Source organism: Vibrio cyclitrophicus, from assembly GCA_023206055.1.
Taxonomy (GTDB): domain Bacteria; phylum Pseudomonadota; class Gammaproteobacteria; order Enterobacterales; family Vibrionaceae; genus Vibrio; species Vibrio cyclitrophicus_A.
In genome coordinates this window covers 198,112-222,640 of sequence record CP065367.1, presented here as the reverse complement: position 1 = coordinate 222,640, position 24,529 = coordinate 198,112, and the positions used below count along the sequence as shown (strand labels likewise).

Below are 24,529 nucleotides of genomic sequence, written 5' to 3'. Positions count from 1 at the left end.
TTACACCATGAAAAAATTAGCGACTCTTATTTCTGCTGCTCTTCTTTCTACAACGGTATCTGTGTCTGCACAGGCGCAAGATACAATGGCAATCGTTCTGTCTACATTGAACAACCCATTCTTCGTAACCATGAAAGATGGCGCAGAAGCGAAAGCGGAAGAGCTAGGCTACAAGCTTATCGTTCTTGATTCTCAAAACGACCCAAGCAAAGAGCTTTCGAACATTGAAGATCTAACCATTCGTGGTGTTAAAGCAATCCTGATTAACCCAACGGATTCAGACGCTGTGTCTAACGCTATTCGTATTGCTAACCGCTCAGACATCCCAGTATTAACACTAGACCGTGGTGCAAGCCGTGGTGACGTAGTGAGCCACATTGCTTCTGATAACGTAATCGGCGGTGAAATGGCGGGTCACTACATCATGGAAAAAGTGGGCGAAAAAGCGAAAGTAATCCAACTGGAAGGTATCGCCGGTACTTCAGCAGCTCGTGAACGTGGTGAAGGCTTCATGAATGCAGTAAACGGCAGCGACCTTGAACTTCTTGCAAGCCAACCAGCTGATTTCGACCGTACTAAAGGTCTGAACGTAATGGAAAACTTGCTTGCAGCTAACCCAGACGTACAAGCAGTATTCGCTCAGAACGATGAAATGGCACTGGGTGCACTTCGCGCAGTTCAAGCTTCAGGTAAAGACGTAATGATCGTTGGCTTTGATGGCACTGACGATGGTATTGCTGCTGTTAATCGTGGTCTACTTGGTGCAACGGTTGCACAACAGCCTGACCTAATCGGTTCTCTAGGTATCGAAATGGCAGACAAAGTACTGAAAGGCGAAACAGTAGACGAGTACGTACCAGTACCTCTAAAAATTGTTGCTAAATAATTGAATCCAACATCGATTAAATAAAGAAAAAATAGAGCGACACATAGGCAGGGATTCCCCTATCCCTGCCTTATTTACCCAACCCAGACAGTGCATCGCTGTTTCTCAATAAGTCGTCTAAAAAGGCGTGTAATTAACGTAATGAGAAAGACCCATGCATTTTCAAATACGATATATCATAAGGCTCGTATCATGACTCAACTGATTGTTTTAGGCAGCGTTAACGCTGACCACGTACTGCAAGTTCCTTCGTTCCCTCGTCCGGGTGAAACCTTGATTGGCGGTAACTATCAGGTCATCCCTGGCGGAAAGGGCGCAAACCAAGCGGTAGCTGCAGCGCGATTAAACGCAGATATTGGCTTTATCGCGTGTGTTGGTGACGACCCATTTGGCATCAACATTCGTCAAGACTTTGCTAAAGATGGCATCAACATCGATGGTGTTATTGTTGCAGACAACACCCCTACCGGCATCGCTATGATTCAAGTATCGGCAACGGGTGAAAACAGTATTTGTCTATCGGCTGAAGCAAACAACAAATTGACTTGCGACCAAATAGAACCGCATTTGGCTAAAATTCGCGACGCTAAGTATTTGTTAACTCAACTTGAAACGCCAATCGAAGGCATTGAATACGCAGCGAAAATTGCAAAAGAAAATGGCACTAAAGTTATCTTAAATCCAGCCCCGGCTCGTCCACTCTCAGATGCGTTATTGGCTTGTGTTGATGTGATTACACCCAACGAAACAGAAGCGGAAGTGCTAACTGGTATTACAGTAACGGACAACGAATCGGCTCATACTGCAGCATTGGCTTTACATGCGAAAGGCATTGAAACGGTGATGATCACACTAGGCGCCAAAGGCGTTTGGGTGAGTAAAAATGGGGAGGGAGAGTTAATCGCTGGCTTCCAAGTTAAAGCGACAGACACAACCGCTGCGGGTGATACCTTCAATGGCGCATTAGTGACAGGCTTGCTTGAAGATATGCCACTAGAGCGTGCGATTAAGTTTGCTCACGCTGCGGCTGCAATTTCAGTGACTCGCTTTGGTGCTCAAACATCCATTCCAAGCCGTTCTGAAACCGATGTGTTTTTGGCAGAGCAACTGCCTGTTTAGCTTGATACCTATTTGAAGGCTTAACTCCTGAGCTAAACCGTGGTTAACGGATTTTGCCCTTCAAATTCGCTAACAACAAATAACAAGCATAAGCCCCTGTTTTCAGGCAGAATATCGCGCAACGTGGCAAGTTACTCCCACAAGGATTTTTTATGGCAACAATGAAAGACGTCGCACGGCTCGCAAAGGTTTCAACTTCAACCGTTAGCCATGTGATCAACAAGTCACGTTTTGTCAGTGAAGAGATAGCTGAGCGTGTTAACAGTGCGGCTAAAGAACTCAACTACGCGCCTTCTGCACTAGCTCGTAGCTTGAAAATGAAACAAACCAAAACCTTGGGAATGCTAGTGACCACATCCACCAACCCATTCTTTGGTGAAGTCGTAAAAGGTGTGGAACGTCGTTGCTATGAGAAAGGCTATAACCTTATCTTATGTAACACCGAAGGTGATAGCGAACGCATGAAGTCCTCTATCGATACTTTGCTACAAAAACGTGTCGATGGCTTAATGCTGATGTGCTCTACCCTTGAAGGCGAACATATCGATGTATTCGAGCGCTACCCAGAACTGCCTGTTGTGGCAATGGACTGGGGCCCTATGTTGTTTGCGAGTGATAAGATCCAAGACAACTCGCATCAAGGTGGCTACATGGCGACCAAGCATTTGATAGACAACGGTCACTCTCAGATTGGTTGTATCACCGGCCCTCTGCATCGCAATCAAGCTTCGTCTCGTTATCAAGGCTTCAAGCAAGCAATGGAAGAAGCGAATTTAGAGATCAACCCTAAGTGGATTGTTGAATCCAACTTTGAATGTGACGGTGGATTTGACTCTTATCAGGCTCTGAAAACTCGAGGCGAAATGCCGTCTGCCTTATTCGTCAGTAACGATATGATGGCAATGGGCGTGATTCACGCTGCGGCTCAAGATGGTACTTCGATTCCGAATGACCTATCTATCATTGGCTACGATGACATCCATCTGTCGAAGTACATGACACCCGCATTAAGCACTGTCCACCAGCCAAAACACCGTTTGGGTAAAGCGGCTGTGGATACACTTTTGAGCAGGTTACAAACGCCAGACGCTTACCCGCAGGTGGTTGAGCTGGAACCGACTCTTGTTGAACGAAGCAGCGTAAAAGCGATTTAGCGGCAATAAACATTTCCACACAGAAGCTAGCTGAACCAGTTAGCTTTTTTGTTCTCAAGATATCTGCCCTCTACACTTATGCTTTCAGAACAAAAATCTCGCATTTAAGAACATTGATCGCCTCTTTTTAACTGCACTCACTCGCAAAAATACGCATTCACGCGCTTAGCAACTACTTACACACGTAATGACTAATTATCATCTACACTAATAATAAACGGCACAGGCATGGAGAGCGTAGTTGTATGATCGTGGGTTGGTTTGACAATATATCCCTACAAAAAAAGCTATTGGTGAGTTTTTTAATTCCCATAACTTTGATGGTCATCGTCTCTTTCTCTGTGTATGAAAACACTCAATCTATTGTGAAAGATAACCATTGGGTTGTTCACACTCACAAAGCCATAGCCCGAGCTCAGGAACTACTCAACCTAGTTGTGGATATGGAAACCGGACAACGTGGCTATCTAATCACTGGCGATTCCGTATTTTTAGAGCCCTATCATCTAGCACTAGATGTTTGGCGCCAAAAAATGCAAAACCTCGCAACTCAAGTAAGTGACAGCCCCTCTCAAGTTGAACGCCTCAAAAAAATCGATGATATTCATAAGACATGGCTAAAGGAATCGGGTGAGAAAGAGATCATGCAACGCAACCTCGTCAATAAAGGCGAAGCGGACATGCAAAGTGTCGTCTACCTCACTCAACAGCAAACCGGAAAACAACTGATCGATAAAATCCGTAAAGAGATAGCTCAATTTATCGATATTGAACAGCAACTGATCAGAGTCAGAGTCGATAAATCCGTTAACTCCGCCAACCAAACTACTTACGTACTGGTTATCGGTACCCTGTTTTCAGCATTTATCTCATTGCTTGTGGCAGCATGGTCATCAAACCGTATTAAACGAAGAATAGACATACTGCTCGCAGCCGCAAACAAAGTTGCTGCCGGCCATTTAAAAGAAGGGGCATCGACCCTCAAACTTAGCTCAAACATTAACGCTCAAGACGAAGTTGCTCACCTTAGTCATAGCTTTCAAACAATGGCAACAAACCTGGTAAAAAACGACAATGAAATGCGAGCGAAAAACCAGGAGCTAATCGCTGAACGAACCAAAGCAGAAGCCGCAGTAAAAGCTAAGGGCGATTTTCTGTCTACCATGAGCCACGAGATCAGAACACCAATGAACGGCGTTCTTGGTATATCTCAGATCATTGCAAGCCAAACCCAAGAACCAGAGACAAAAGAGAACATCAACATCATTCTCGATTCTGGTCACCACTTAATGACGATACTCAACGACATTCTGGACTTCTCAAAAGTCGAAGAAAACAAGCTTGAGCTTGACGTGGCACCTTTTAATTTTGTTCAAGTCATGCAACCTGTATGCAGCGCACTAAAACCCTTAGCAGATGAAAAAGGCATTCGCTTGTTGATCGAAAATAACTTACCAAAAAACATCCAACTCGTCGGTGACTGTGCAAGGCTACGCCAAATCATGTTCAACTTAGGCGGCAATGCGACCAAGTTCACCAAAGAAGGTCATGTCTCCATACAAGCTGACCTCAACCGCCCCAACAACCAGCTGATTCTCACCGTAACAGACACCGGAGTTGGCATTCCTAAAGATAAGCACGAGCAAGTATTCAATTCGTTCGAACAAGCAGACACTTCGACAACAAGAAAGTTTGGCGGAACAGGGCTTGGCCTCGCAATCGTCAAGAACTTAGTCAAACTCATGAATGGGGATATCACATTAACCAGTGCTGTCGGGCTTGGCACAAAATTCCAAGTATCTCTACCTATGACATGGCAAGAAAGCAAAGCTAAGGACATCGCTATCCATGTAGTTGATGTAGAAACTCTCAGTTGTGACTCTTTAAACATCCTTTTGGTGGAAGATAACCGTATTAATGCAATTGTTGCACAAGGCTTCTGTGAAAAACTTGGCCATAGAGTCGATCATGCGGAGAACGGAAAATTGGCGATTGAACGTCTCAAAACCACTCAATATGACCTTATCTTGATGGACAATCATATGCCTGAAATGAACGGGGTCGAGACAACTAAGTACATCCGCGAAAAACTGAAACTCGATACCTTGATCTTCGCTTACACGGCCGATGTATTCCGCGAGGCTCATGACAACTTTATTCAGGCAGGTGTCGACCATATTCTGACTAAACCTCTACAGCAAGAGAGTTTTTTCGACGCCCTACAACAGTTCTCAAGTCGATTACCAAAACAAACAGCAGCCGAAGGTTCGAGTGAGAATGAAAATATTGTCGAGCTTCATCGTAAGCCTATTGAAACATTAAGGTTAACGGAAGAAGAGATCAGCCATTCAGAAGTGATACAAATACTCAAAGACGATACGGAAGGGTTCAGCTTACTCATTGACTCAACCATTATTGAGTTCGAACAGTCGGTTGACCGCGTCATCGAATACTATTTAGCGAAGGAGTTGGAGCCACTTTGCCGCACCCTGCACTCCATTAAAGGCATGTCGCTAAACTTAGGCCTTAACATGCTCTCTAAACAGGCATTGGAGCTAGAGGTACAGGCAAAAAATCAACAACTGCCTGATATTGAGTTACTCCAAAAACTGCTCAATCGCCTTATGGTCAATATCCATCAAGCTCAACGTATGAAAAACGCCCATTCAGTCGAGCATCGTAATCCAATGAACGATCAAGCTTAAGCACACTTCGTTCCCAAACTAAAACGCAAGGCTTAATCACCTTGCGTTTTTCGATCTTATACCGCGCTAGCCTTCATTCTAACGGTTTAACAGAGCGGTGATTTGCTGCATCTCATCTTCCATACCAATGCTTTTGTTTGTTTTTGTATTCAACTTCAAGCTGAATAAGCGTAATGCTGACATTATTCAAAATCGAATCCTTGTTAGGTATAGTATTCATCGCATTTTCACAATCAACAACACCTTCATCGGCCAACTCAAATAAACGAGATAACACTCAGATTTTGCTGGTAAAAACAGAAAACACATTATATTTATCAATAATTCATGCGCACATTCACACTATTTATTATCTCTATTGATACGTAATCGTTAACTTTATAAATTAAATCGAATGCTCACATAAATCGGTTACGCTTCTCCAACTATGGATATCAAGTACCAAAATTTTGCCAAGACTTCATTTTACTTTGCCATTTCTTTCTTATTTTCCATGGCAATGCTCATTCCTTTTACACCGTATCACCACCAAACGTTAACCGAAGACACATCAAGGTTAGTCGAAACCAGGTTAGAAGGCATCCAATCAAGATTCGACCGTTTTTTATCTGAAGTGAGACCTAAACAGTCTTGCGACGAGATCGTTAGACAGCTTCGACAAAACGTTTTTGAAGCCGATTGGGTAAAAGAAGCAGCGGTATTCAATAAACAGAACCAGTTTTACTGTTCAACCACCGATGGTGACGTTTCATTTCGCCTATACAGCACCATTAGGCAGCGACTCAACGACGACCCGAATTTAACGACCCTGTCGTATTCCAACTCGGCCATCACGCAAGTTCAGTCCATCATGCTCATTTTCTCAAACAAAGAAGATGCCGGAGTGAGCCTGATGATTCCGCCACATTTCATCTATGACCTTGTTGAAAAAAACCTTAACAGCCATGGAATACATGGCTAAAGTTGAAGTGATCAAAAGAGATATCCACCCTACCGATATCGACTCATCAATCGCCAAGGTGCGTATACAATCAAACAGTTACCCGTTGACCATCACCTCATACATTGGGTATCAGTTTTATCTTCATTTCATGTTGAGCTATTTATGGTTTGGCTTTTTGATGGCCGGAATCACCACCATTATTCTCCTTTCCATCAAACATAAAAAGCAGAGCCAACGCAGCTTAGAATATTCGCTTTCAAGTGCGCTAAAAAACCAGCACCTTCATGTTCACATGCAGCCTATCGTTAACCAAAACACCAACGAGATCGTCGGCTGTGAGTCACTATTACGATGGAACGACCCAATTGAAGGTAACGTCTCCCCTGCTATTTTCATTCCGCTTGCTGAAAGCTTAGGCTTGATCGAGGAGCTCACCTACTTCGTGCTACGCAAAGTATTAATGACGTTGAAAAGCAATCAAGATGTGTTCGACTCAAAGTACATCAGCGTTAACATCAGCCGCAACGTTGTGTCCAACAGTAACTTCTCTAACAAGGTGATCAGCATCTTTAAAAGACACCCTGAGATTCTCAAGCAGGTGGTATTTGAAGTAACCGAAGATGGTGAATGTTCTGATGCCGACATGGTCAAAATTAGAGACAACCTAACCAAGCTATCGAACATGGGCGTAAGAGTCGCGATTGATGATTTTGGTACAGGCTACGCAGGGTTAGATTTCGTAAGACAGTTCCCGTTCAGCATTCTCAAAATTGATCGCGTGTTCGTGAAAAACATATCCGACGAATCCAGCTTTGGTCTCCCTCTGCTAGAATCCATGCTTCAACTATCACGCACCTTAGGCATGCAAGTCATCGTCGAAGGTGTCGAGTACGAATCCCAAGTGAAAATCTTATCTAAGCTAGGGGTCGACTATATCCAAGGCTTCTATTTTTATAAGCCGATGCCGATAAACCTGACTATCAGCTTACTCAAGCAACAGCATTTTGAGTCCGATAACGTTGAGGAACAAACCAACTAGACATTTCCTGTTACATAAGCCTCTGAAAAACAGTGAAAGAAAACGCGAAGGCTATGGGTCTCCTTTGATGGACATTTAAATCATCGCATCATTGAATGCATCACAAGGGATATCATGGAAAAGACACTTCAAACCAAACTGGCGACTAGCCTACTACTGCTGAGAATCGGCATTTTTATCGTCTTCTTGTTCTGGGGCTTAGATAAGATTCTGGTGCCAGAGCACGCTACAAAGGTACTGTCTGGCTTTTACGGCATCGACATCTCGAATAATACGATGATGGCTATGGGTGTCGCGCAGCTCGGATTTTTAGGCGCATTCGTCGTAGGTATGTGGAAAAAATACACCTATGGTGCCATTTTAGTCCTTCATGCAGGCTCAACCTTTTCTTCTTTTGGAAAATACATGGACCCGTTCAACAACCTTCTATTCTTCGCTTCTTGGCCAATGCTCGCAGCTTGTATCGCACTCTTCTTACTGCGTGACTACGACACTTACAGCGTTTCCAACTAACACAAAGGGCGCCGTTATTGGCGCCCTTTGTGGTTTCTTTGATTCTTAAACGTTTATTATGGCGCTGAACTCGACGTTAGTTCTTGTATGTCAATTAGATCGACTTCCCTACCCAAGATTTGCTTGTACTCGACTAAGTGACGAACAGGGATTACTGGCAATATAATACCTTGATAGTCTTTTTCAACTGACGCTGAATAATCAATTTCAAGCTGGTACCATGAACCGTCTAAAGCCGATTGTATCTTTGTATTTTGAGATAAACCGATTTCAATTTTTTGATTTTGATAAACCAACTGGAAATACTCTAGATCCCAACCGTATTCAGTATAACGAGTTAACGGTTTAGATATAAATTGAGATACGTGAGCCAGTATCTTGCTTGCGTCAGAGTTGTGGATATAAAGGTCGATATCTGCAATTTCACGACTGCCACCATGAATAGTTGCAGCCAGTCCACCTACAATTTGGTACTCAATGCTTTCTGCATCCAAGAATTCTTTCAGCCACTTCAAGGCTACTTTCACTTTTTCACTCATCTAGTTCCCTTAGCTGAATTTTGCCCTGTGCCATAACGCATTAAGTGGTGAACAACGCGACCACCTGACCAAAAACCTTGCCACCTTAAACACTAAAGCTAACCCAAACTGAAAATGCCGAGCTTTGGGAGTCTGTCATGAACGCTTTGTTATATGCGTGGTGACATTGGCACGAAAGGTATTTCGCATATTTTTAAGTAAGGCTCCTCACCAAATGGAGACTCTGCTAATTCAATTTCTCCATGCGATGTATAAACGTCAAACAGCGCATTACTTTCCACTAAGTAACTTTCAAGTTCAGTGACTCTATCATTAGCACTACTGCACTCTCCGCGCTGCCCACCTTTGAAAGCTAAATAAATTTCATGCATCGACTTAACTGCAAGAGCACAATGAATCTGCTCATGTCGATAGAGCTTTTCTAGATATGGGCGAAACTCCTCCGCTGATTCAACTGAAGTCTTAGACATTTCGAACTTCGGAAGTGTATAGGTAACTTTCAGCTGAAATTCATTAATTTCGCAAGTTTCATCATTGGTATTGAAGTCATATTTCCACGCGGTGTACCCGTCAAAGCCTTCATTTACGAGAAACTCAGGTCTAGCGTTAAATGAGCGTTCAATTTCTTCAACACTATCCCCGCTAACCTCATACACTTCAAACTTTTTCTGGAAGGGAAAATCCACCTTGACGTCAGCATCAGCCTGACTGGACGCCATTAAGCAACATATTGAAAGTACTATTTTTTTCATCATCTTCCTTGAAGCATATAGCGCCCGCTTAAGTGGTGAGCAACGCTACCACGACACTAAATTATTACACCGTAAACACAAAAGCCGATTCAAACCAAAACCGCCGAGCGTTGTGAGTCCGTCTTAAAGCGTTTGTATGGTTTATAATATCAACCTCATGCCTTCCAACATTTCTTTGGCTCTAGGATAGCCACTTTTAGATGCTTCCTCTAACCAAAGAAGAGCATTCTGCTGCTCTCCAATTTCCATCAGTATCATAGCTAATTCCATTTGCGCCCGACCATATCCACCTATCGCAGACAAAGCTATAAAGTACAATGCATTTTCTTTATTCTTTTCTAAAATGTATCCATTTAAATACATTTTTCCGATGGCAAATTGCTCTACTGTACCACCTTGCTCCGACATGCTATTTATCCACGTAAATTCATCATCAGATAAGCCATTGCTACGCCAATTATCACTATCTCCATTCAGTATACTTAAACTGGATACAAAATAATTACTGACTTCTGATTCATCTGATTCGATGCAGTAATCATAATATAGCGTCGATATTTCTACATATTCGTAGTTATCGAGACCTGTTCTAAAATACTCAATAGCGTTAATGCAACTTTGTTCTTCTACCAAAACAGTGTAACCACGATAAAAACTACTGTTAAAAAAATCTAAACTGTACGGGGACTTTTTAACTTTGGTACTGACTCCACAACCGCTTAAAGCACACAGTAGTCCAATGAAAATTATTGTTTTTGTTATGGATTCCATCATTACTCCAATTTATAAACCTAACGAATGACATGGATTCCCCCTCCCGAGGATCTGCCACACTTATGTGGTACTTAAATGCATCGGAGGCACCATGTCTGATTATTCTTATTTCTGCAGTATCGACCTAGCCAAAAACCACTTTAGTCTTCATGCCGTAGACCAAAATGGTAAGGTCATACTTCATAAGTCGGTAACTCACTCTAAGCTACTGACTACAATAGCAAATATGTCACTCATGCGTATAGGCGTTGAAGCGTGTGGTGGTGCACATTATTAGGCAAGAACAGTGATTGCTGATGCTTATACCACCTTGGAGAATTGAATCAACGTATCGCCGATACTGAGCAAGTCTTCGATTCTTTTGCTAAGGTCAGCGCTAATGTTCAACGAGTAATGAAGGTTCGAGGTATCGGGCCGCAAACTGCAACAGCGATACTTGCTTCGATAGGTAATGGCTCTCAATTTGATAAAAGTCGCGATTTCTCTGCTTGGCTAGGCTTAGTACCAAAGCAATATTCGACAGGAGGAAAGCCTCGCTTAGGCCGGATAACCAAACACGGCGACAAATACTTACGAAAACTATTAGTTCACGGCGCAAGAACCGTGATTGCCAACCTTGGCGACAAGCAAGATAAGCTAAGTCAGTGGTGTCGAGGCGTTTTAGAACGAAGAGGAATGAACCGAGCGATAGTGGCACTTGCCGCGAAGAACGCACGAATTATATGGTCGCTTTTACACAATCAAACCGAATATGAAAACTATGCTGCTTAAGTAGAAACCTAAGCAGCATAAAGAGTTAAACCCACCGGGTCATTGCAGACGCTAATGATGGAGATAGGTTAAGACCACTTGCGGAGAGCCTGTTAATGCGGCGGACACACTAGATGTCATCTAACGAATAAGGCACCGCAGTCGCGTAAAGTCATCAGGGCCACGACGTATGCGAATCGTTGATAAGTAGGCCGAATGTAGAGCGGCAGTCCAAAACCCATCAACATAAGTTTAGCGGATGTTTGACAACCCGGGGAATCCATGTAGCCACATTAAGGTGTGAGTAACGCGACCACGAAACTCAACTATACCACTGTAAACACTGAACCCAAAGACGAAGCAAAAATGCCAAGCGTTAGGAATCACTCTTAAATGCTTTGTTAGGCTTTTTGTAGATGACGCCGTAGGTTTTTGTAATATATTTTAGTAAGTTACCATAATTTCCATTGATGTGTTCTTCGATGTTTTCTGCCGTTATGGCTAATGAATTTTCAACACTTTTAGCTACCATTGGGTTTTCCCAGTTCATATGTGGGCTACCCAAAGTCATAGCGAATGCTTGCATTCTGTCATGTTGCCAAACAATGTAATTACATGCGTGAATACAATCTTCGAAACCAATCGGTTGATGAAGTTGGATGCGAACAAGCAAAGATTTTATACGACTCGAATTCTGACCACATGGCTCAAGAGCCGCAATTAACTGTTTTGATAAGTCATTGCCAAACTCATTTATTACATAAACGACCTCAGGATGAGGGAGTGACTTGTCTAGTTCAATGTAGTCTTTATGTGACTCAAACCGAATATGGCTAAATTTCACAATCTGTGCAGGTACTACAGAATGACGAATAAATTCATTTACTTCAGTAATTAACTCATCAAATAAAGTGTTTACTTGCGCTGATTTTTGCTGAATTTTCCATGAAGAAAGAGCACAATAAGCAACAACAACAGTAAGTAGCCCCAAACCAGCTTGTACGATCCCACTCCAGTCCCATTTTGAAATCACCAACCAGATATCTTGCATATTTCTCCTAAAGCCTAACGCCTTGCTAAGGTGTGAGCAAAGCAATACCTTAGCCTCCGCATAATACCTTAAACACATAAACCAACGCATAGTAAAAATGCCACGCGTTGCGAATCACTCTTAAGCAACTTGTTATACCGCTTGGTTGAGGCTAAAATGACCAAAACAAAGACCACTTAAGAGACCTATTATATGACCGCTAGAATTTTAGCCGATGTTGCTGCAAGCATTACTGAGTTGAAAGCTAACCCTATGAAAGTTGCAACTAGTGCTTACGGTGAACCTGTTGCTGTACTGAACCGAAATGAGCCAGCATTTTATTGCGTACCAGCCGAAGCGTACGAAATGATGATGGACAGACTCGAAGATCTTGAACTACTAACTATTGCGAAAGAGCGTGAATCTGAAGAGAGCATTTCGGTAAATATTGATGACCTATAAACTCGACTTTAAAAAGAGCGCACTCAAAGAGTGGAAAAAGCTTGGCTCAACGCTTCAACAACAATTTAAGAAAAAGCTAATCGAGCGCTTAGATAACCCGCATGTTCCGGCTTCAAAACTCTCTGGAGCTGACAACATGTATAAGATTAAGCTTCGCCAATCGGGCTACCGTCTCGTCTACAAAGTTGAAGACGATGTCATCATTGTAACCGTCTTAGCAGTCGGAAAACGCGAACGTAGCGATGTTTACCGTAAAGCGATGAAAAGGTTAGATGATTGATTGCGGTATAACGCCTTGTTAAGGTGTGAGGCACGCAATGCCGAAGCTCCCGCATACCACCTTAATCACTAAAACCAACGCATAGTAAAAATGCCACGCGTGCCGAATCACTCTTGAACAATTTGTTATAACGCAATTTTTGACACATCTATAGATTTAAGCTCGTGTGCAACTGTATGTAAATGCGGTAGTTGATTAGTCAATGTTTTAATATGTTGATCAATAAACTGTTTATCTTTATCTGTTGAAAGCACTGCATCATACCACTCAACTACATAGTCGGCTTGCTCCCCAATTTCGCGTTGTTCTCGCATAGAAATTAAGCCGATAAGTTTTGAAAAGTGATCAAGTGTTTTTGCTGTATATGGACAACCTAAACTTGAAAAAGTAAGTTCACGCTTTGTTGTGTAAAGGAACAAGCTTCGTTCAAATGAAGACAGTTGATAATAAGTATCTAATATCTGACGTGCAGCCCCAGAGAACCGTTCCCTACTTTTCTGATTAAGTGAAATGGGTGTCTCGTCCTAAAATACGTTGACAGTATTTCTACTAAGCCAATAGCGCCAGCTGTTGGCTTTTTTCATGCACCTCATTTGGAGTTTTCATCCTAAGGCTAAGGTGCGGCCTCATGTTGTTATAGGTACTTATAGACTCTTTTACTAGTTGTTTAAGCTCTCCGAGGTTTCTACACTTATCAAGTAAGAACTCTTGTTTCAGTATTCCATTTACTCTCTCTGCTAATGCATTTTGGTAGCAGTCATAACCGTCTGTCATCGAGGGGATTATGCCGCTACTTTTCAACTTATCTTGATAAACACCTGAGCAGTACTGGAGACCACGATCAGAGTGATGGATACACGAACAATGATATTGACGTCCCTTAACAGCCATATCTAGCGCTTTCACAACATCCGTCGCCTTCATTTCGTTGCTCAGCTCGTAGCCCATAATTTTCCGACTAAACGCATCAGTTACCAATGAGAGATAGTGAACTCCTTCATCTGATTGGACATAGGTTATATCACTCACCAACACACTCTCTGGACTACATGGTTGGTAATCCTTTAATAAGTTCGGGTGTTTCTTCATCCAATGTCTACTGTTGGTCGTTTTTGTAAAACTACGTTTAGGTCTTACCAATAATCGTTCATCTCTTAAGTATTTGAAAAGCGCATCTCGACCTAGCTTTATACCCTGTGCTTGCAACTTTGGCTTTAGTAAAAAGTAGAGTTTTCTAGTACCTACCCGAGGCATATAACGTCTAATATCCAACACCATTTGTTTGATGGGTTTAAGTTCCAACTGGCGATTAACAGCTCGCTTTTCTCGTTGATAAACGCTTTGTCTCGTTATCCCGCATAGCTTACATACTCGAACTAAACTTAGTCCTTCCTGCTTTTGAAGGCTTCTTGCTCCTTGGCTAGATACTTTTTTCTGAGACTGGTTCCGTGCTCAGCATCAAGAATATCAACTACTCTATTTAAAAAGAGATTCTTGATTTTTTCGTCTTCTAACTCTTTCTCAAGACGTTTTATTTTCTGTGCAGGTGATTCTTCAGGTTTAGGTGATTTGTGCATGGCATTGATCCTTGGATTTTGCGCCCAATTCATCTTACCGTGCTTTCGAAGCCAGGTTAAAACGGTTGAGCGGCCTTGGATACCATAAATGGTTTGGGCTTGTTTATATGTCATATCGCCTCTTTCTACAGCGGCGACGACCTGTAATTTAAAGCCTAGTGTGTAATCACGCTGAGTGCGCTTAACGTAGGTATTATTTGAAGTAGTCATAATTCGTCCTCAATGTGTAAACACATTTCAGGACGGGACAGGGAATTAGATAAAGTAGCCCATTGCTATTACTTACTGCTTTTGCTAACTCCATAAGTTGATCATGCATCTCGTTGGCATGCCGATCTCGTTTCCAACGCAGAAATGCTGTTACCGCAAACAATGTACCAAAGATAGTTGCGACATTCGCCAATGCACCTAACACTGCCAATAAATCAGTGCCTAAGAAAACTAAAGAGAATGCAGAGCCACTCAAAAATATGGCAACTACACATACCCACATAATGTAACGATCACTTTCAAAAAACTTGAACAACTCGCTTATCTCTCCATTGCGTTATAACGCCGCGTTAAGTGGTGAGCAACGCTACCACCCTACCTAAACCATTGTGACATAAACACTTAACCCAAAGTAAGCCGAAAATGCCAAGCGTTGGGAATCCGTCTTAAACGCTTTGTTATAACCGTTTTTCCATATGTAGAAGACCCCACTCTTCACCTTCAAATGACCTAGTGCCAACTTCATATGAGGTTACTGAAAAACCCAATGACTCATAGCAGTTTCTAGCCACTGTATTTTGCTCAAATACGGCAAGCGACAATACGCTAATTGTGTATTTTTCTTTTGCTAGCTCGATTAACTGACCTAGCATTTGCTTAGAAATACCCCGACCACGAAAGTTATTTGATACAAATACGCGACAGATTCGGAAATGGGATTCAGCTACTTTGAAGAGTTCAACATAACCAGCGCTTTCCCCTGAAACGACAAAGATAAAAGGAAGCACTTCAGGCTGAGAGCAATGTCGACTAATTTGTTCGAAATCCAAAGGAAGCTGGAACCTTGGACCACCCCATAGGTAGTTCAATTTATCCGAGTCAATCCAGCCAATAAGTAGCTCGTAATCTTCCTTTCCGAATGCTCTCAGTTCCATTTTTTCCTCAAAGGTTATAACAGCTATATTAGACAGAATAATTCTGCATTTTGTCCCTGAAACAATTCTGTCTAATAATCTACACCGTTCAGGATCTGTCTAATAACCCATTTAATAACAGCACTTTACTTGCTTACTTCTCTCTCAAACATGACAAAAAGCAGAAAAATTCCATATAGTCTCGGCAAAATGTAGAAAGTGACCCAATGTGTGAGTTAGTCGTCATCTTCTTGGTTGATTTCTTCCCCGCAGCCTAAGCATTTTGGTTCTAGATCTGTAGGTAACATGATGATTAAGCCGCAGTGTGGGCACAGGTCGCCTTGGTTATACATAGTCACTCCTAAGCAGCGCTGAATTCGCCAGTATATGAGATAAGGCCGGTTTTCTTGCCTTTGAGTAGAATGGTTACGCCTTGGTCGTTCATTCCTGTGATTTGCCAACCGAGCTTTTCAGCCTTGGCTAATGTAGCAAGGGTTTTGGGCTTATCTTCTAGACTTTGCATAATCGCGACTACGTCGGTCTCTTCACCAATCGCTTCAATGAGTATTGGGTTATCGTAATCAACTTCGGCTAGCGTTTTGCCTTGCTCGTTCACAGTGAGAGATCGGATGCGAAATACCGCTTTATCGTTGTAGTCGACAATGTGAGATTTGCCTGCGTCATCAACGTATCCCTCAATGGCGACAATGTAACCCGGCTTGCCTTGAGCAATCGCTTTAACGTGTTTTGCGCGCTCTACTCCACCCGCTCGAGTTCTACCATCGTTGTCTGTTTCCATACCACTGTTGGCAATATCAAACTTCTCACCGATTTTAGTGCGGTTCCATGCGCGTAGGTAAATCCCTTTGGCGTTCTCACTTCCCCAAGACCACACGGTGTTGTGAAGCGGAGCCTCCAGTTTTTGTTCAAAGAATTTAGAAATGGCCAATTTAGACATCAATTTACCTCTACCTAGAAAATTATGGAACACCATACCAATTCGTGAAATGATATGTGAAACTTGTCATTTAATCAATCGGTATTACATACTTAAAAACAAACGCCGACGTGATTGTCGGCGCTTAACTTTAGGTATTAATAGGTTTGAGGTAGTCGGCTACTTCGCCATGGTACTCAAAAACTCGGCTTCGAACTCTTCATCGGCTTCTCGGGTTAAGCATTCCACCAGCCAGTCGATGCTTTCATTATCGAGCTTACTGTTCACCACGAAGGCTTGCTTTACGCCAGACTGACCCAGCTTGGCAGAGCCGTAGTTCTTGAAGGATTTATTGCCGTGGTAATGAAGTGACTTGATCGCCTCCGCGTTAGGTTCTGGCAAGGCATCAAGGGTATTGGCAAGCTGAATCACCAACTCCATTGGGTTCTTGGACGATGAGATACGATACAGAAAGCCGCCCTCGACTCTTTGGCGCACCCAATAATCAAAGCCGCTGCAATCCATCACTTTGTCACTGACCAATGCAGCTTCGCTGCGATAGCCACACGGCTCAACCACTACAGGTGTGTGTTTGAATTCTGGCTGACCAGAGGCTGCATCGGTATGAGGTAGGATCAGGTCACATGGTTTACTGTCTTTGGCGGTCGGGGCATTCCAATGGATAGGCATGAAGACTTGTTCGCGGCGCATCTCTTTGGTCACCACTAAGCGGGCTTGGCACTCCCCTTGTGCGCTGCGCACTTTCACCACTGGATTAATGGTGGCGTGGTTGAAGGCATCTAGCCCGAATTCATCCAAGTTCAGTTCTGAAACCGTATCTGGGTGCATGGCAACAAAAGGCTCTGGCGTGTGTTCACCCAAGCCTGCCGCTAAGCCTGTGCGGCTCATGGTGTGCCATTGGTCTCGGATTCGACCTGTGTTCATGATAAGTGGGAATTCAAGGCTGGTATCGGCAATCGGCTTGTCGTGCTCAACTGCGATAAACTGCGCTTTGCCTGATTCAGTAAAGAACTCGCCATTGGTGAACATGCGCTGCTCAATGATCTCTGGTTGATACTCTAATACTGGCCATTGCTGCGGAGTGAGTTCGCCATAGCCTTTCTCATCCAGTTGCGTGAGTCCAATTAAGCACAAGTCGCGCGTTTTACCTGTTTCATTGCCGAGTGCTGTCATCTCGCAATACTCTTTGAAGATCTCTCCTTCGTGGCGGTAATCAAACTGTTCATTGAATCCCATTTTTTGCGCGACTTCTTTTAATATCCACCAATCAGGTTTGGCTTCGCCTGGGCTTGGTAATATACGGCGCTGACGTGAGATGCGGCGCTCAGAGTTAGTCACGGTGCCCGACTTCTCGCTCCACCCTTGCGCGGGCAGTACCACATCAGCCAAGCGAGTGGTTTCCGTATCGGCAATACAATCAGATACCACCACAAATGGGCACTTCTCTAATGCCGCTTTAATCTTTTCGCTGTCAGGCAAGCTCACTACTGGGTTGGTCGCCATGATCCACACCGCTTTGATTTTGCCTTCATTCATAGCATCGAACAGGTCAATCGCTTTTAAACCTGCATGTGTGGCTAAGGTGTCGGTTTGCCAGAACTCGCTGACGGTTTGGTGTGATTGCGGGTCACCAAATTCAAAGTGCGCCGCTAGAGTATTAGCTAAACCGCCCACCTCACGTCCACCCATCGCATTTGGCTGACCCGTTACAGAAAATGGCCCCATGCCCGTCTTACCGATTTTACCGGTGGCTAAATGGCAGTTAATAATGGCGTTTACCTTATCGCACCCTTGTGTCGATTGGTTCACGCCTTGAGAGTAAATGGTCAGCACCTTCTCGTTCGATGCAAACAAACTGTAGAACTGTTTTAGCTGCTGCTCTGTTAACCCTGTGAGCTCAGGAACGCTTTTGTCACCCCAGCCTGATTCGGTATAACGGTATTGAGTCGCAGATCGAATAGATTCAGTAAAGCCTTGGGTGTGGTTTTCTATGTAGTCTGAATCTAGCTTGTCGTTATCGTCGAGATAGCCCAATAAACCATTGAACAGTGCAACGTCTGAGCCAGATTCCAATGCCAAGTGAATGTCTGCAATTTCACAGGTGTCGGTATAACGCGGGTCGATGACGATAACTTTCAATGCAGGGTTGGCTTGTTTCGCGGCTCTTAATCTTTGGAAAAGTACCGGGTGACACCATGCTAGGTTGGAACCTGTAATCACGACTAAATCGGCTTGCTCGAGATCTTCGTAGCAAACCGGTACTGTGTCTGCGCCAAATGCTCGCTTATGCCCGACCACGGTTGAAGCCATACATAACCTAGAATTACTGTCGATGTTGCCACTACCAATGAAGCCTTTCATCAGTTTATTGGCAACATAATAGTCTTCGGTAAGCAGTTGACCAGACACATAGAACGCAACCGAATCGGACCCAAACTCTTCGATGGCTTGATTGAATTTATCTGCGACTAACTGAGTGGCACTGTTCCAATCTAACTCTTGTTTTTGTTTATTCTGAATATAAGCAGGCTGTGTAAGACGACCTAAAGGCGTGACGGTGTCGCCTAGCGCAACCCCTTTAGTGCATAGCTTCCCATAGTTTGATGGATGATCTTTATCACCACGCACTTCTAGTTTTCCTAGCGATGTCGGTCTCGCTTCTATACCACAACCTACACCACAATAAGCACAGGTTGATTTTATCCAGCCGTTGTTTGAATCGGTCATCCGTTTCTCGCTCAATTATCCATAATTGTAATAACTTAAACCAAGCAAATAACACGCCACTTAATAACAGCCGATGGATTTGAAATATTTTCATTTAAAAACAACAGTTTAATAAAAACACAAATATCAACAATCAACCAATCAGGACTTAACCAGGATAGAAACTTAATTTTTGCACCATCTTGCAGAAAGTTGCACCACAAACGCCCATTTGTATAAATCTAACAAAAAATTTACATACCACTTTAGGGGTAATTGCGTGCTAGCCCTATTTTTTAAACCACTGAAAATTAAAAGTTATTTTTTATTTAAATGAACGAACCGTAATCTGGCATCCTCCTTGCTCCACTAAAAACCAAGACTTAGAAAAAACATTTTTGTTTTTCTTGATAATTATGAATTGAGTGGAATCTCAACCCGGTATTCATCTGCTAATTACTAGAAATTAGATGCTAGTGATGGTGACGCCGAGAATAAGGAATGGACTATGAGCAAGAAGAAAATCGTCGTTGTTGGTAACGGCATGGTTGGACACAAATTTATCGACAACATCCTGCAATCAGAGAGTGATGAGTTTGATGTTATTACTTTTAGTGAAGAACCAAGGCTGGCCTACGACCGTGTTCAGCTGACGGCTTACTTTAACGGTAAAAGCGCTGATGACCTGTCATTGACCAGTGAAGAATATTACCAAAGCAACGGCGTGAACTACTTGTTGAACCAAAAGGTTGCCAAGCTAGACACTGCCAATCAACAAGTCATCACTGAAAGTGGTCATGTTGAAAGTTACGACAAGCTAATCTTGGCGACGGGCTCTTTCCCTTTTGTTCCCCCTATTCCCGGTAACGACCAAGAACACTGTCACGTTTATCGCACCATCGAAGACTTAGACGCCATTGAGCTCTCAAGTAAAGGTAGCAAATCGGGCGTGGTGATTGGTGGTGGCCTGCTGGGCTTAGAAGCCGCAAACGCAGTCAAAAACCTTGGTTTGGAAACCCATGTGGTTGAATTCGCGCCTCGCCTAATGGCCGTTCAATTAGATGACGGTGGCGGTGCCCTACTGCGCAGAAAGATTGAAGACCTTGGCGTCCAAGTTCATACCGAGAAAGCGACCTCTGAAATAGTCGACGGTGAAAACGCTCGCTACCGTATGAACTTCGCAGACGGCACCCATTTAGAAACCGATATGATCGTATTCTCTGCCGGTATTCGCCCTCAAGATGAGCTAGCAAGAAGCTCTGATGTCGAGATTGGCGAACGTGGCGGTATCGTGATCAACAATCACTGCCAAACCAATATCGACAACGTCTATGCCATTGGTGAATGTGCACTTTGGGATAACAAGATTTTTGGCTTAGTCGCTCCCGGTTATTCGATGGCAAAAATTGCAGCTTCGCATATTGTCTCTGATGGTACTGACGACGCTGCATTCACGGGCGCTGACATGAGCACTAAGCTCAAGCTTCTTGGCGTCGATGTTGCCAGTATTGGCGAAGTACACGGCAAAACGGAAGGCGCTCAATCGTATACCTACAACGATGAAATTGAACAAGTTTATAAGCGCCTGATCATTTCGGCTGACGGCACAAAGATTGTTGGTGCAGTACTGGTTGGTGACGCAGAAGCCTACGGCTCGCTACTGCAAATCAAGCAAAACGATATGCCCCTTCCTGAAAACCCATCCGTGCTGATTTTACCTAACGTGGCCGATGATTCTGGCTCCGCAATGGGTGTTGAAGCTCTGCCTGATAGCGCTGTGATCTGTTCATGTTTTGATGTGACCAAAGGCGACATTAAAGACGCAGTATCTGCTGGCTGCACCACTATGGCGGCTCTAAAAGAAACCACCAACGCTTCAACAGGTTGTGGTGGTTGTTCTGCCCTTGCTAAACAAGTTCTCGATAGCGAACTGAGTAACCTAGGTGTGGAAGTCTCTAACGATATCTGTGAGCACTTTGCTTATTCTCGCCAAGAGCTGACTGACATCATCCGCGTCAACAAAATCAAGACTTTCGATGAGCTGTTAGATTCTCATGGAAACGGATTGGGTTGTACTGTGTGTAAACCCGCCGTCGGTTCGATTCTGGCTTCGTACTGGAACGATTACATCCTTGAAGATCAACATATCGAGCTACAAGACACCAACGACATCTATCTTGGCAACATGCAAAAAGACGGCACCTACTCTGTGGTTCCACGTATTGCTGGCGGTGAAATCACACCAGATAAATTGATCGTGCTTGGCGAAGTCGCTAAAGAGTTCGACCTGTATACCAAAATCACAGGTGGCCAACGTGTCGACTTGTTTGGCGCACAGCTTAACGAACTGCCTATCATCTGGAAAAAGCTGATTGACGCAGGTTTTGAAACGGGCCACGCCTACGGTAAATCGGTTCGTACCGTGAAATCGTGTGTCGGTAGCACTTGGTGTCGATACGGTGTCGACGACAGTGTCGGCTTAGCGATTCGACTTGAAAACCGCTACAAAGGCCTGCGTTCACCACACAAGATTAAGTTTGCGGTTTCAGGCTGTACTCGTGAATGTGCAGAAGCCCAATCAAAAGACTTTGGCATTATCGCTACCGACAAAGGTTGGAACCTCTATATCTGTGGTAACGGTGGTATGCGCCCTCGCCATGGTGACCTATTCGCCACTGATTTAGACGAAACCACCCTCCTTAAATACATCGACCGCGTTTTGATGTTCTACACCCGTACCGCAGACCGCCTACAGCGTACATCGGTATGGATGGAGAACCTCGAAGGCGGCATTGAATACCTCAAGCAAGTCGTGATTGAAGACAAGCTCAACGTAGCTGAAGAACTCGAAGCTGACATCGCACTCAATATCGAGAAGTATCAGTGTGAATGGAAAACCACCATTGAAAACCCTGAGAAGATGAAGCGCTTCCAGCACTACATCAACAGTGAAGAAATGGACACTAGCCTGTCATTCATCAAAGAGCGAGAGCAACGTTTTCCTAAGCCGAGCTTGAGTGATGCTTCGAATTCAAAACGCGATGAAAAGCTCGCTAAAGCAGACCAAATCGACGTGACTGAGGTTTCATAAATTTCATCAGGTTCATCAATAAAAAAATAAAAAACTCAATTTTAGACTAGGAGAAAGTCATGGAAAATTGGACAACCGTATGTAGCACCCGGGACTTAACCCCAAATGGGGGGATTTGCGCCAAAGTAGACGATAACCAAGTGGCTATTTTTTACTGCAAGCGCAGCGACACGCTTTATGGGCTCTCTAATTACGACCCTATCGGCAAAGCGAATGTGATGTCACGTGGTATAATTGGTTCATTAAGCGGTGAGCCTTACGTAGCCTCACCCTTATACAAGCAGCATTTCCACTTAGAAACTGGCGCGTGCCTTGAACAACCAGAACTCAAGCTCATGAAATTTGAAGTTCGCAAGCAAGGTGAACATGTACAAGTTCTCGCACCTCTTGCTATCGCCAGTTAATAAACAGCCGACATCATCCTGCAAACGCTTTAAAGCGTGAGCAATTTCGGCATAGGGTTTAGCCACATGAATGCGTTCGAATTTCGGAAGTAACGCACGAGCTAAAACCGGGTAATTTTCCAGATTTAAAGGATTTAAACCATGGATAACACAAAATTTTCGCTGCTTTCATTTACGGGTAAGATGAAAACCTTACACCTAAGTTGGATGGCATTTTTTATCACCTTTGTTGTATGGTTCAACTTTGCTCCACTACTGCAAATGGTAAAAACCTCGCTTGGTCTTTCCACTGAAGAGATCAAAACACTCCTTATTCTCAACGTTGCCTTAACCATTCCGGCACGTGTCGCAATAGGCATGCTAACCGACAGATACGGCCCAAGGTTGGTCTACTCTTCACTACTCGCGGTCTGTTCTATCCCTTGTTTTATGTTTGCTCTGGCAGACTCTTTCATTCAAGCGGCGATTGCACGTTTCCTATTAGGTTTCATCGGTGCTGGCTTCGTGGTTGGTATTCGTCTTGTGTCTGAGTGGTTCCCACACAATGAATTGGGTACAGCTGAAGGCATTTATGGTGGCTGGGGTAACTTCGGTTCAGCAGCTGCAGCATTCACGCTTCCAACTCTCGCTCTAGCTTTTGGTGGTGAAGACGGCTGGCGTTATGCGGTCGGTATTACTGGCGCAATGAGCTTAGCGTTCTCGTTTATCTTCTACAAAAACGTGTCAGATACACCAAAAGGTTCGACTTACTTCAAGCCTGCTCAAGTAACGGCGATGGAAGTGACATCAAAGGGTGACTTTTTCTTCCTACTTATTATGAAGATCCCAATGTATGCCGCTTTAGCACTACTGACTTGGAAGCTATCACCAAGCAACATCAACATGTTGTCTGACATGGCAGTTTACTCTGTGTATGCAGGTTTGGCTGCGCTTTACGTGTACGAAGTGTCGCAAGTTTGGAAAGTAAACAAGAACGTATTTAAAGAAGAAGTGCCAGAGATTCACCAGTACAAATTCAAGCAAGTTGCGGTACTTAACGTATTGTACTTCGCGACATTTGGTTCTGAGCTAGCGGTAGTTTCTATGTTGCCTCTGTTCTTCTCTGAAACCTTTGAATTAACACCAGTTCTTGCTGGTATGGTTGCGTCAGCTTATGCCTTTATGAACCTAATGTCTCGCCCAGGTGGTGGTTGGATTTCAGATAAATTCGGTCGTAAACCAACACTGCTTATTCTAACGATTGGTCTTGCTGTGGGTTACTTCGCAATGGGTCAAGTTGACAGCACATGGCCTGTATGGCTAGCGGTTGTCGCGGCGATGGCGTGTTCTTTCTTCGTACAAGCGGGTGAAGGTGCAGTATTCGCAACGGTACCTCTAATCAAGCGTCGTATGACAGGTCAGATTGCAGGTATGACGGGGGCTTACGGTAACGTGGGTGCGGTAGTTTACCTAACTGTGTTGTCATTCGTAAGTTACCAAACCTTCTTCTTAGTAATTGCAGGAACAGCGGTACTCGGCTTCGTTACTCTGATGTTCATGGAAGAGCCTAACGGCCAAATTGCTGAAGTGAATGACGATGGTAGCGTGACCTTGATCAGGGTCAGCTGACCTTTCGTGGTGAAGTTTTGTTCGAGATAGAATCGTTATAGGCGCGGCAAGAAGTATGTAGCCTAGTCATTCTAAGCAAATGCTTCTTAACAAAGCATAAAACGATTCTAGCCGA

General features: G+C 43.8%; 21 protein-coding genes and 2 pseudogenes. 12 read left to right on the top strand and 11 right to left on the bottom strand.

The genetic code is table 11. The annotated features are described in order from the left end of the window. The first annotated feature begins 7 nt into the window (after window positions 1-7). The 6 genes and pseudogenes from rbsB (at window position 8) to ITG09_16845 (ending at window position 8,359) form a co-directional block, all read left to right on the top strand. Complete coding sequence (gene rbsB / locus ITG09_16870) at window positions 8-886, top strand: ribose ABC transporter substrate-binding protein RbsB (protein ID UPR54626.1); 879 nt, start codon at window positions 8-10, stop codon at window positions 884-886. Window positions 887-1,078: 192 nt separating this feature from the next. Beyond that, window positions 1,079-2,005 (top strand): ribokinase, encoded by a 927-nt coding sequence (gene rbsK / locus ITG09_16865; protein UPR54625.1) that lies wholly within the window; start codon window positions 1,079-1,081, stop codon window positions 2,003-2,005. A gap of 152 nt (window positions 2,006-2,157) precedes the next feature. Beyond that, window positions 2,158-3,159, top strand: coding sequence for a substrate-binding domain-containing protein (locus ITG09_16860; protein UPR54624.1), 1,002 nt, complete (start codon window positions 2,158-2,160; stop codon window positions 3,157-3,159). A gap of 245 nt (window positions 3,160-3,404) precedes the next feature. Then, window positions 3,405-5,864 (top strand): CHASE3 domain-containing protein, encoded by a 2,460-nt coding sequence (locus ITG09_16855; protein ID UPR54623.1) that lies wholly within the window; start codon window positions 3,405-3,407, stop codon window positions 5,862-5,864. Window positions 5,865-6,291: 427 nt separating this feature from the next. Beyond that, window positions 6,292-7,846, top strand: a pseudogene (locus tag ITG09_16850) (cyclic diguanylate phosphodiesterase). Between the two features lie 114 nt (window positions 7,847-7,960). Further along, a complete protein-coding gene (locus ITG09_16845; protein UPR54622.1) occupies window positions 7,961-8,359 on the top strand; it encodes a hypothetical protein in 399 nt (132 codons plus the stop codon). 56 nt (window positions 8,360-8,415) lie between these two features. Here ITG09_16845 and ITG09_16840 read toward each other — a convergent pair whose 3' ends face one another. The 3 genes from ITG09_16840 to ITG09_16830 form a co-directional block, all read right to left on the bottom strand. Beyond that, the gene (locus ITG09_16840) at window positions 8,416-8,898 is read right to left on the bottom strand and encodes a MazG-related protein (GenBank protein UPR54621.1); all 483 of its coding nucleotides are present in this window, start codon (window positions 8,896-8,898) and stop codon (window positions 8,416-8,418) included. 149 nt (window positions 8,899-9,047) lie between these two features. Next, entirely contained in the window at window positions 9,048-9,650 is a 603-nt protein-coding gene (locus tag ITG09_16835) for a DUF922 domain-containing protein (GenBank protein ID UPR54620.1), read from the bottom strand. A gap of 141 nt (window positions 9,651-9,791) precedes the next feature. Next, window positions 9,792-10,424: a sel1 repeat family protein gene (locus ITG09_16830; protein ID UPR54619.1), complete on the bottom strand. Its 633-nt coding sequence runs from the start codon at window positions 10,422-10,424 to the stop codon at window positions 9,792-9,794. Between the two features lie 91 nt (window positions 10,425-10,515). Between ITG09_16830 and ITG09_16825 the strand changes: the two are divergent. Continuing rightward, window positions 10,516-11,195, top strand: a pseudogene (locus ITG09_16825) (IS110 family transposase). A gap of 355 nt (window positions 11,196-11,550) precedes the next feature. Here the strand turns inward: ITG09_16825 and ITG09_16820 are convergent. Continuing rightward, window positions 11,551-12,225, bottom strand: a complete 675-nt coding sequence (locus tag ITG09_16820; GenBank protein ID UPR54618.1) for a hypothetical protein — start codon at window positions 12,223-12,225, stop codon at window positions 11,551-11,553. A 49-nt stretch (window positions 12,226-12,274) separates the two neighbouring features. Then, window positions 12,275-12,343 (bottom strand): DUF3265 domain-containing protein, encoded by a 69-nt coding sequence (locus ITG09_16815; GenBank protein UPR55196.1) that lies wholly within the window; start codon window positions 12,341-12,343, stop codon window positions 12,275-12,277. A gap of 74 nt (window positions 12,344-12,417) precedes the next feature. Between ITG09_16815 and ITG09_16810 the strand changes: the two genes are divergently transcribed. Beyond that, window positions 12,418-12,666 (top strand): type II toxin-antitoxin system Phd/YefM family antitoxin, encoded by a 249-nt coding sequence (locus tag ITG09_16810; protein ID UPR54617.1) that lies wholly within the window; start codon window positions 12,418-12,420, stop codon window positions 12,664-12,666. Then, entirely contained in the window at window positions 12,656-12,946 is a 291-nt protein-coding gene (locus ITG09_16805) for a type II toxin-antitoxin system RelE/ParE family toxin (GenBank protein UPR54616.1), read from the top strand. Before ITG09_16810 ends, ITG09_16805 begins: the two co-directional genes overlap by 11 nt. Before the next feature lie 18 nt (window positions 12,947-12,964). Here ITG09_16805 and ITG09_16800 read toward each other — a convergent pair whose 3' ends face one another. From ITG09_16800 to ITG09_16775, 6 genes are all read right to left on the bottom strand, one after another. After that, window positions 12,965-13,057 carry a DUF3265 domain-containing protein gene (locus tag ITG09_16800; GenBank protein UPR54615.1) on the bottom strand — a complete coding sequence of 31 codons (93 nt, stop codon included), beginning with the start codon at window positions 13,055-13,057 and terminating at the stop codon, window positions 12,965-12,967. Window positions 13,058-13,071: 14 nt separating this feature from the next. Continuing rightward, a complete protein-coding gene (locus ITG09_16795) occupies window positions 13,072-13,365 on the bottom strand; it encodes a hypothetical protein (GenBank protein UPR54614.1) in 294 nt (97 codons plus the stop codon). Window positions 13,366-13,495: 130 nt separating this feature from the next. After that, a protein-coding gene (locus ITG09_16790) for an IS3 family transposase (GenBank protein UPR54613.1) occupies window positions 13,496-14,733 on the bottom strand; the annotation gives its coding sequence in 2 pieces (ribosomal slippage) (window positions 13,496-14,361 and window positions 14,361-14,733; 1,239 coding nt in all). A gap of 458 nt (window positions 14,734-15,191) precedes the next feature. Further along, window positions 15,192-15,668: a GNAT family N-acetyltransferase gene (locus ITG09_16785; GenBank protein ID UPR54612.1), complete on the bottom strand. Its 477-nt coding sequence runs from the start codon at window positions 15,666-15,668 to the stop codon at window positions 15,192-15,194. Window positions 15,669-16,008: 340 nt separating this feature from the next. Beyond that, on the bottom strand, window positions 16,009-16,605 hold the full coding sequence (locus tag ITG09_16780) for a hypothetical protein (protein UPR54611.1): 597 nt from the start codon (window positions 16,603-16,605) through the stop codon (window positions 16,009-16,011). A 159-nt stretch (window positions 16,606-16,764) separates the two neighbouring features. Then, window positions 16,765-19,347: a nitrate reductase gene (locus ITG09_16775; protein UPR54610.1), complete on the bottom strand. Its 2,583-nt coding sequence runs from the start codon at window positions 19,345-19,347 to the stop codon at window positions 16,765-16,767. 472 nt (window positions 19,348-19,819) lie between these two features. Here ITG09_16775 and nirB point away from each other — a divergent pair, with 472 nt between their 5' ends. The 3 genes from nirB (at window position 19,820) to ITG09_16760 (ending at window position 24,414) form a co-directional block, all read left to right on the top strand. Further along, window positions 19,820-22,402, top strand: a complete 2,583-nt coding sequence (nirB, locus tag ITG09_16770; protein UPR54609.1) for a nitrite reductase large subunit — start codon at window positions 19,820-19,822, stop codon at window positions 22,400-22,402. A 59-nt stretch (window positions 22,403-22,461) separates the two neighbouring features. After that, window positions 22,462-22,806 carry a nitrite reductase small subunit NirD gene (nirD, locus tag ITG09_16765; protein ID UPR54608.1) on the top strand — a complete coding sequence of 115 codons (345 nt, stop codon included), beginning with the start codon at window positions 22,462-22,464 and terminating at the stop codon, window positions 22,804-22,806. 141 nt (window positions 22,807-22,947) lie between these two features. Beyond that, the gene (locus ITG09_16760; protein ID UPR54607.1) at window positions 22,948-24,414 is read left to right on the top strand and encodes a NarK family nitrate/nitrite MFS transporter; all 1,467 of its coding nucleotides are present in this window, start codon (window positions 22,948-22,950) and stop codon (window positions 24,412-24,414) included. Window positions 24,415-24,529: the final 115 nt, after the last annotated feature.

What these genes read in the sequence shown, in the direction of transcription:
- rbsB (UPR54626.1), top strand. Translation starts at nt 8, where the DNA reads ATGAAAAAATTAGCGACTCTTATTTCTGCTGCTCTTCTTTCTACAACG.
- rbsK (UPR54625.1), top strand. Translation starts at nt 1,079, where the DNA reads ATGACTCAACTGATTGTTTTAGGCAGCGTTAACGCTGACCACGTACTG.
- ITG09_16860 (UPR54624.1), top strand. Translation starts at nt 2,158, where the DNA reads ATGGCAACAATGAAAGACGTCGCACGGCTCGCAAAGGTTTCAACTTCA.
- ITG09_16855 (UPR54623.1), top strand. Translation starts at nt 3,405, where the DNA reads ATGATCGTGGGTTGGTTTGACAATATATCCCTACAAAAAAAGCTATTG.
- ITG09_16845 (UPR54622.1), top strand. Translation starts at nt 7,961, where the DNA reads ATGGAAAAGACACTTCAAACCAAACTGGCGACTAGCCTACTACTGCTG.
- ITG09_16840 (UPR54621.1), bottom strand. Translation starts at nt 8,898, where the DNA reads ATGAGTGAAAAAGTGAAAGTAGCCTTGAAGTGGCTGAAAGAATTCTTG.
- ITG09_16835 (UPR54620.1), bottom strand. Translation starts at nt 9,650, where the DNA reads ATGAAAAAAATAGTACTTTCAATATGTTGCTTAATGGCGTCCAGTCAG.
- ITG09_16830 (UPR54619.1), bottom strand. Translation starts at nt 10,424, where the DNA reads ATGATGGAATCCATAACAAAAACAATAATTTTCATTGGACTACTGTGT.
- ITG09_16820 (UPR54618.1), bottom strand. Translation starts at nt 12,225, where the DNA reads ATGCAAGATATCTGGTTGGTGATTTCAAAATGGGACTGGAGTGGGATC.
- ITG09_16810 (UPR54617.1), top strand. Translation starts at nt 12,418, where the DNA reads ATGACCGCTAGAATTTTAGCCGATGTTGCTGCAAGCATTACTGAGTTG.
- ITG09_16805 (UPR54616.1), top strand. Translation starts at nt 12,656, where the DNA reads ATGACCTATAAACTCGACTTTAAAAAGAGCGCACTCAAAGAGTGGAAA.
- ITG09_16785 (UPR54612.1), bottom strand. Translation starts at nt 15,668, where the DNA reads ATGGAACTGAGAGCATTCGGAAAGGAAGATTACGAGCTACTTATTGGC.
- ITG09_16780 (UPR54611.1), bottom strand. Translation starts at nt 16,605, where the DNA reads ATGTCTAAATTGGCCATTTCTAAATTCTTTGAACAAAAACTGGAGGCT.
- nirB (UPR54609.1), top strand. Translation starts at nt 19,820, where the DNA reads ATGAGCAAGAAGAAAATCGTCGTTGTTGGTAACGGCATGGTTGGACAC.
- nirD (UPR54608.1), top strand. Translation starts at nt 22,462, where the DNA reads ATGGAAAATTGGACAACCGTATGTAGCACCCGGGACTTAACCCCAAAT.
- ITG09_16760 (UPR54607.1), top strand. Translation starts at nt 22,948, where the DNA reads ATGGATAACACAAAATTTTCGCTGCTTTCATTTACGGGTAAGATGAAA.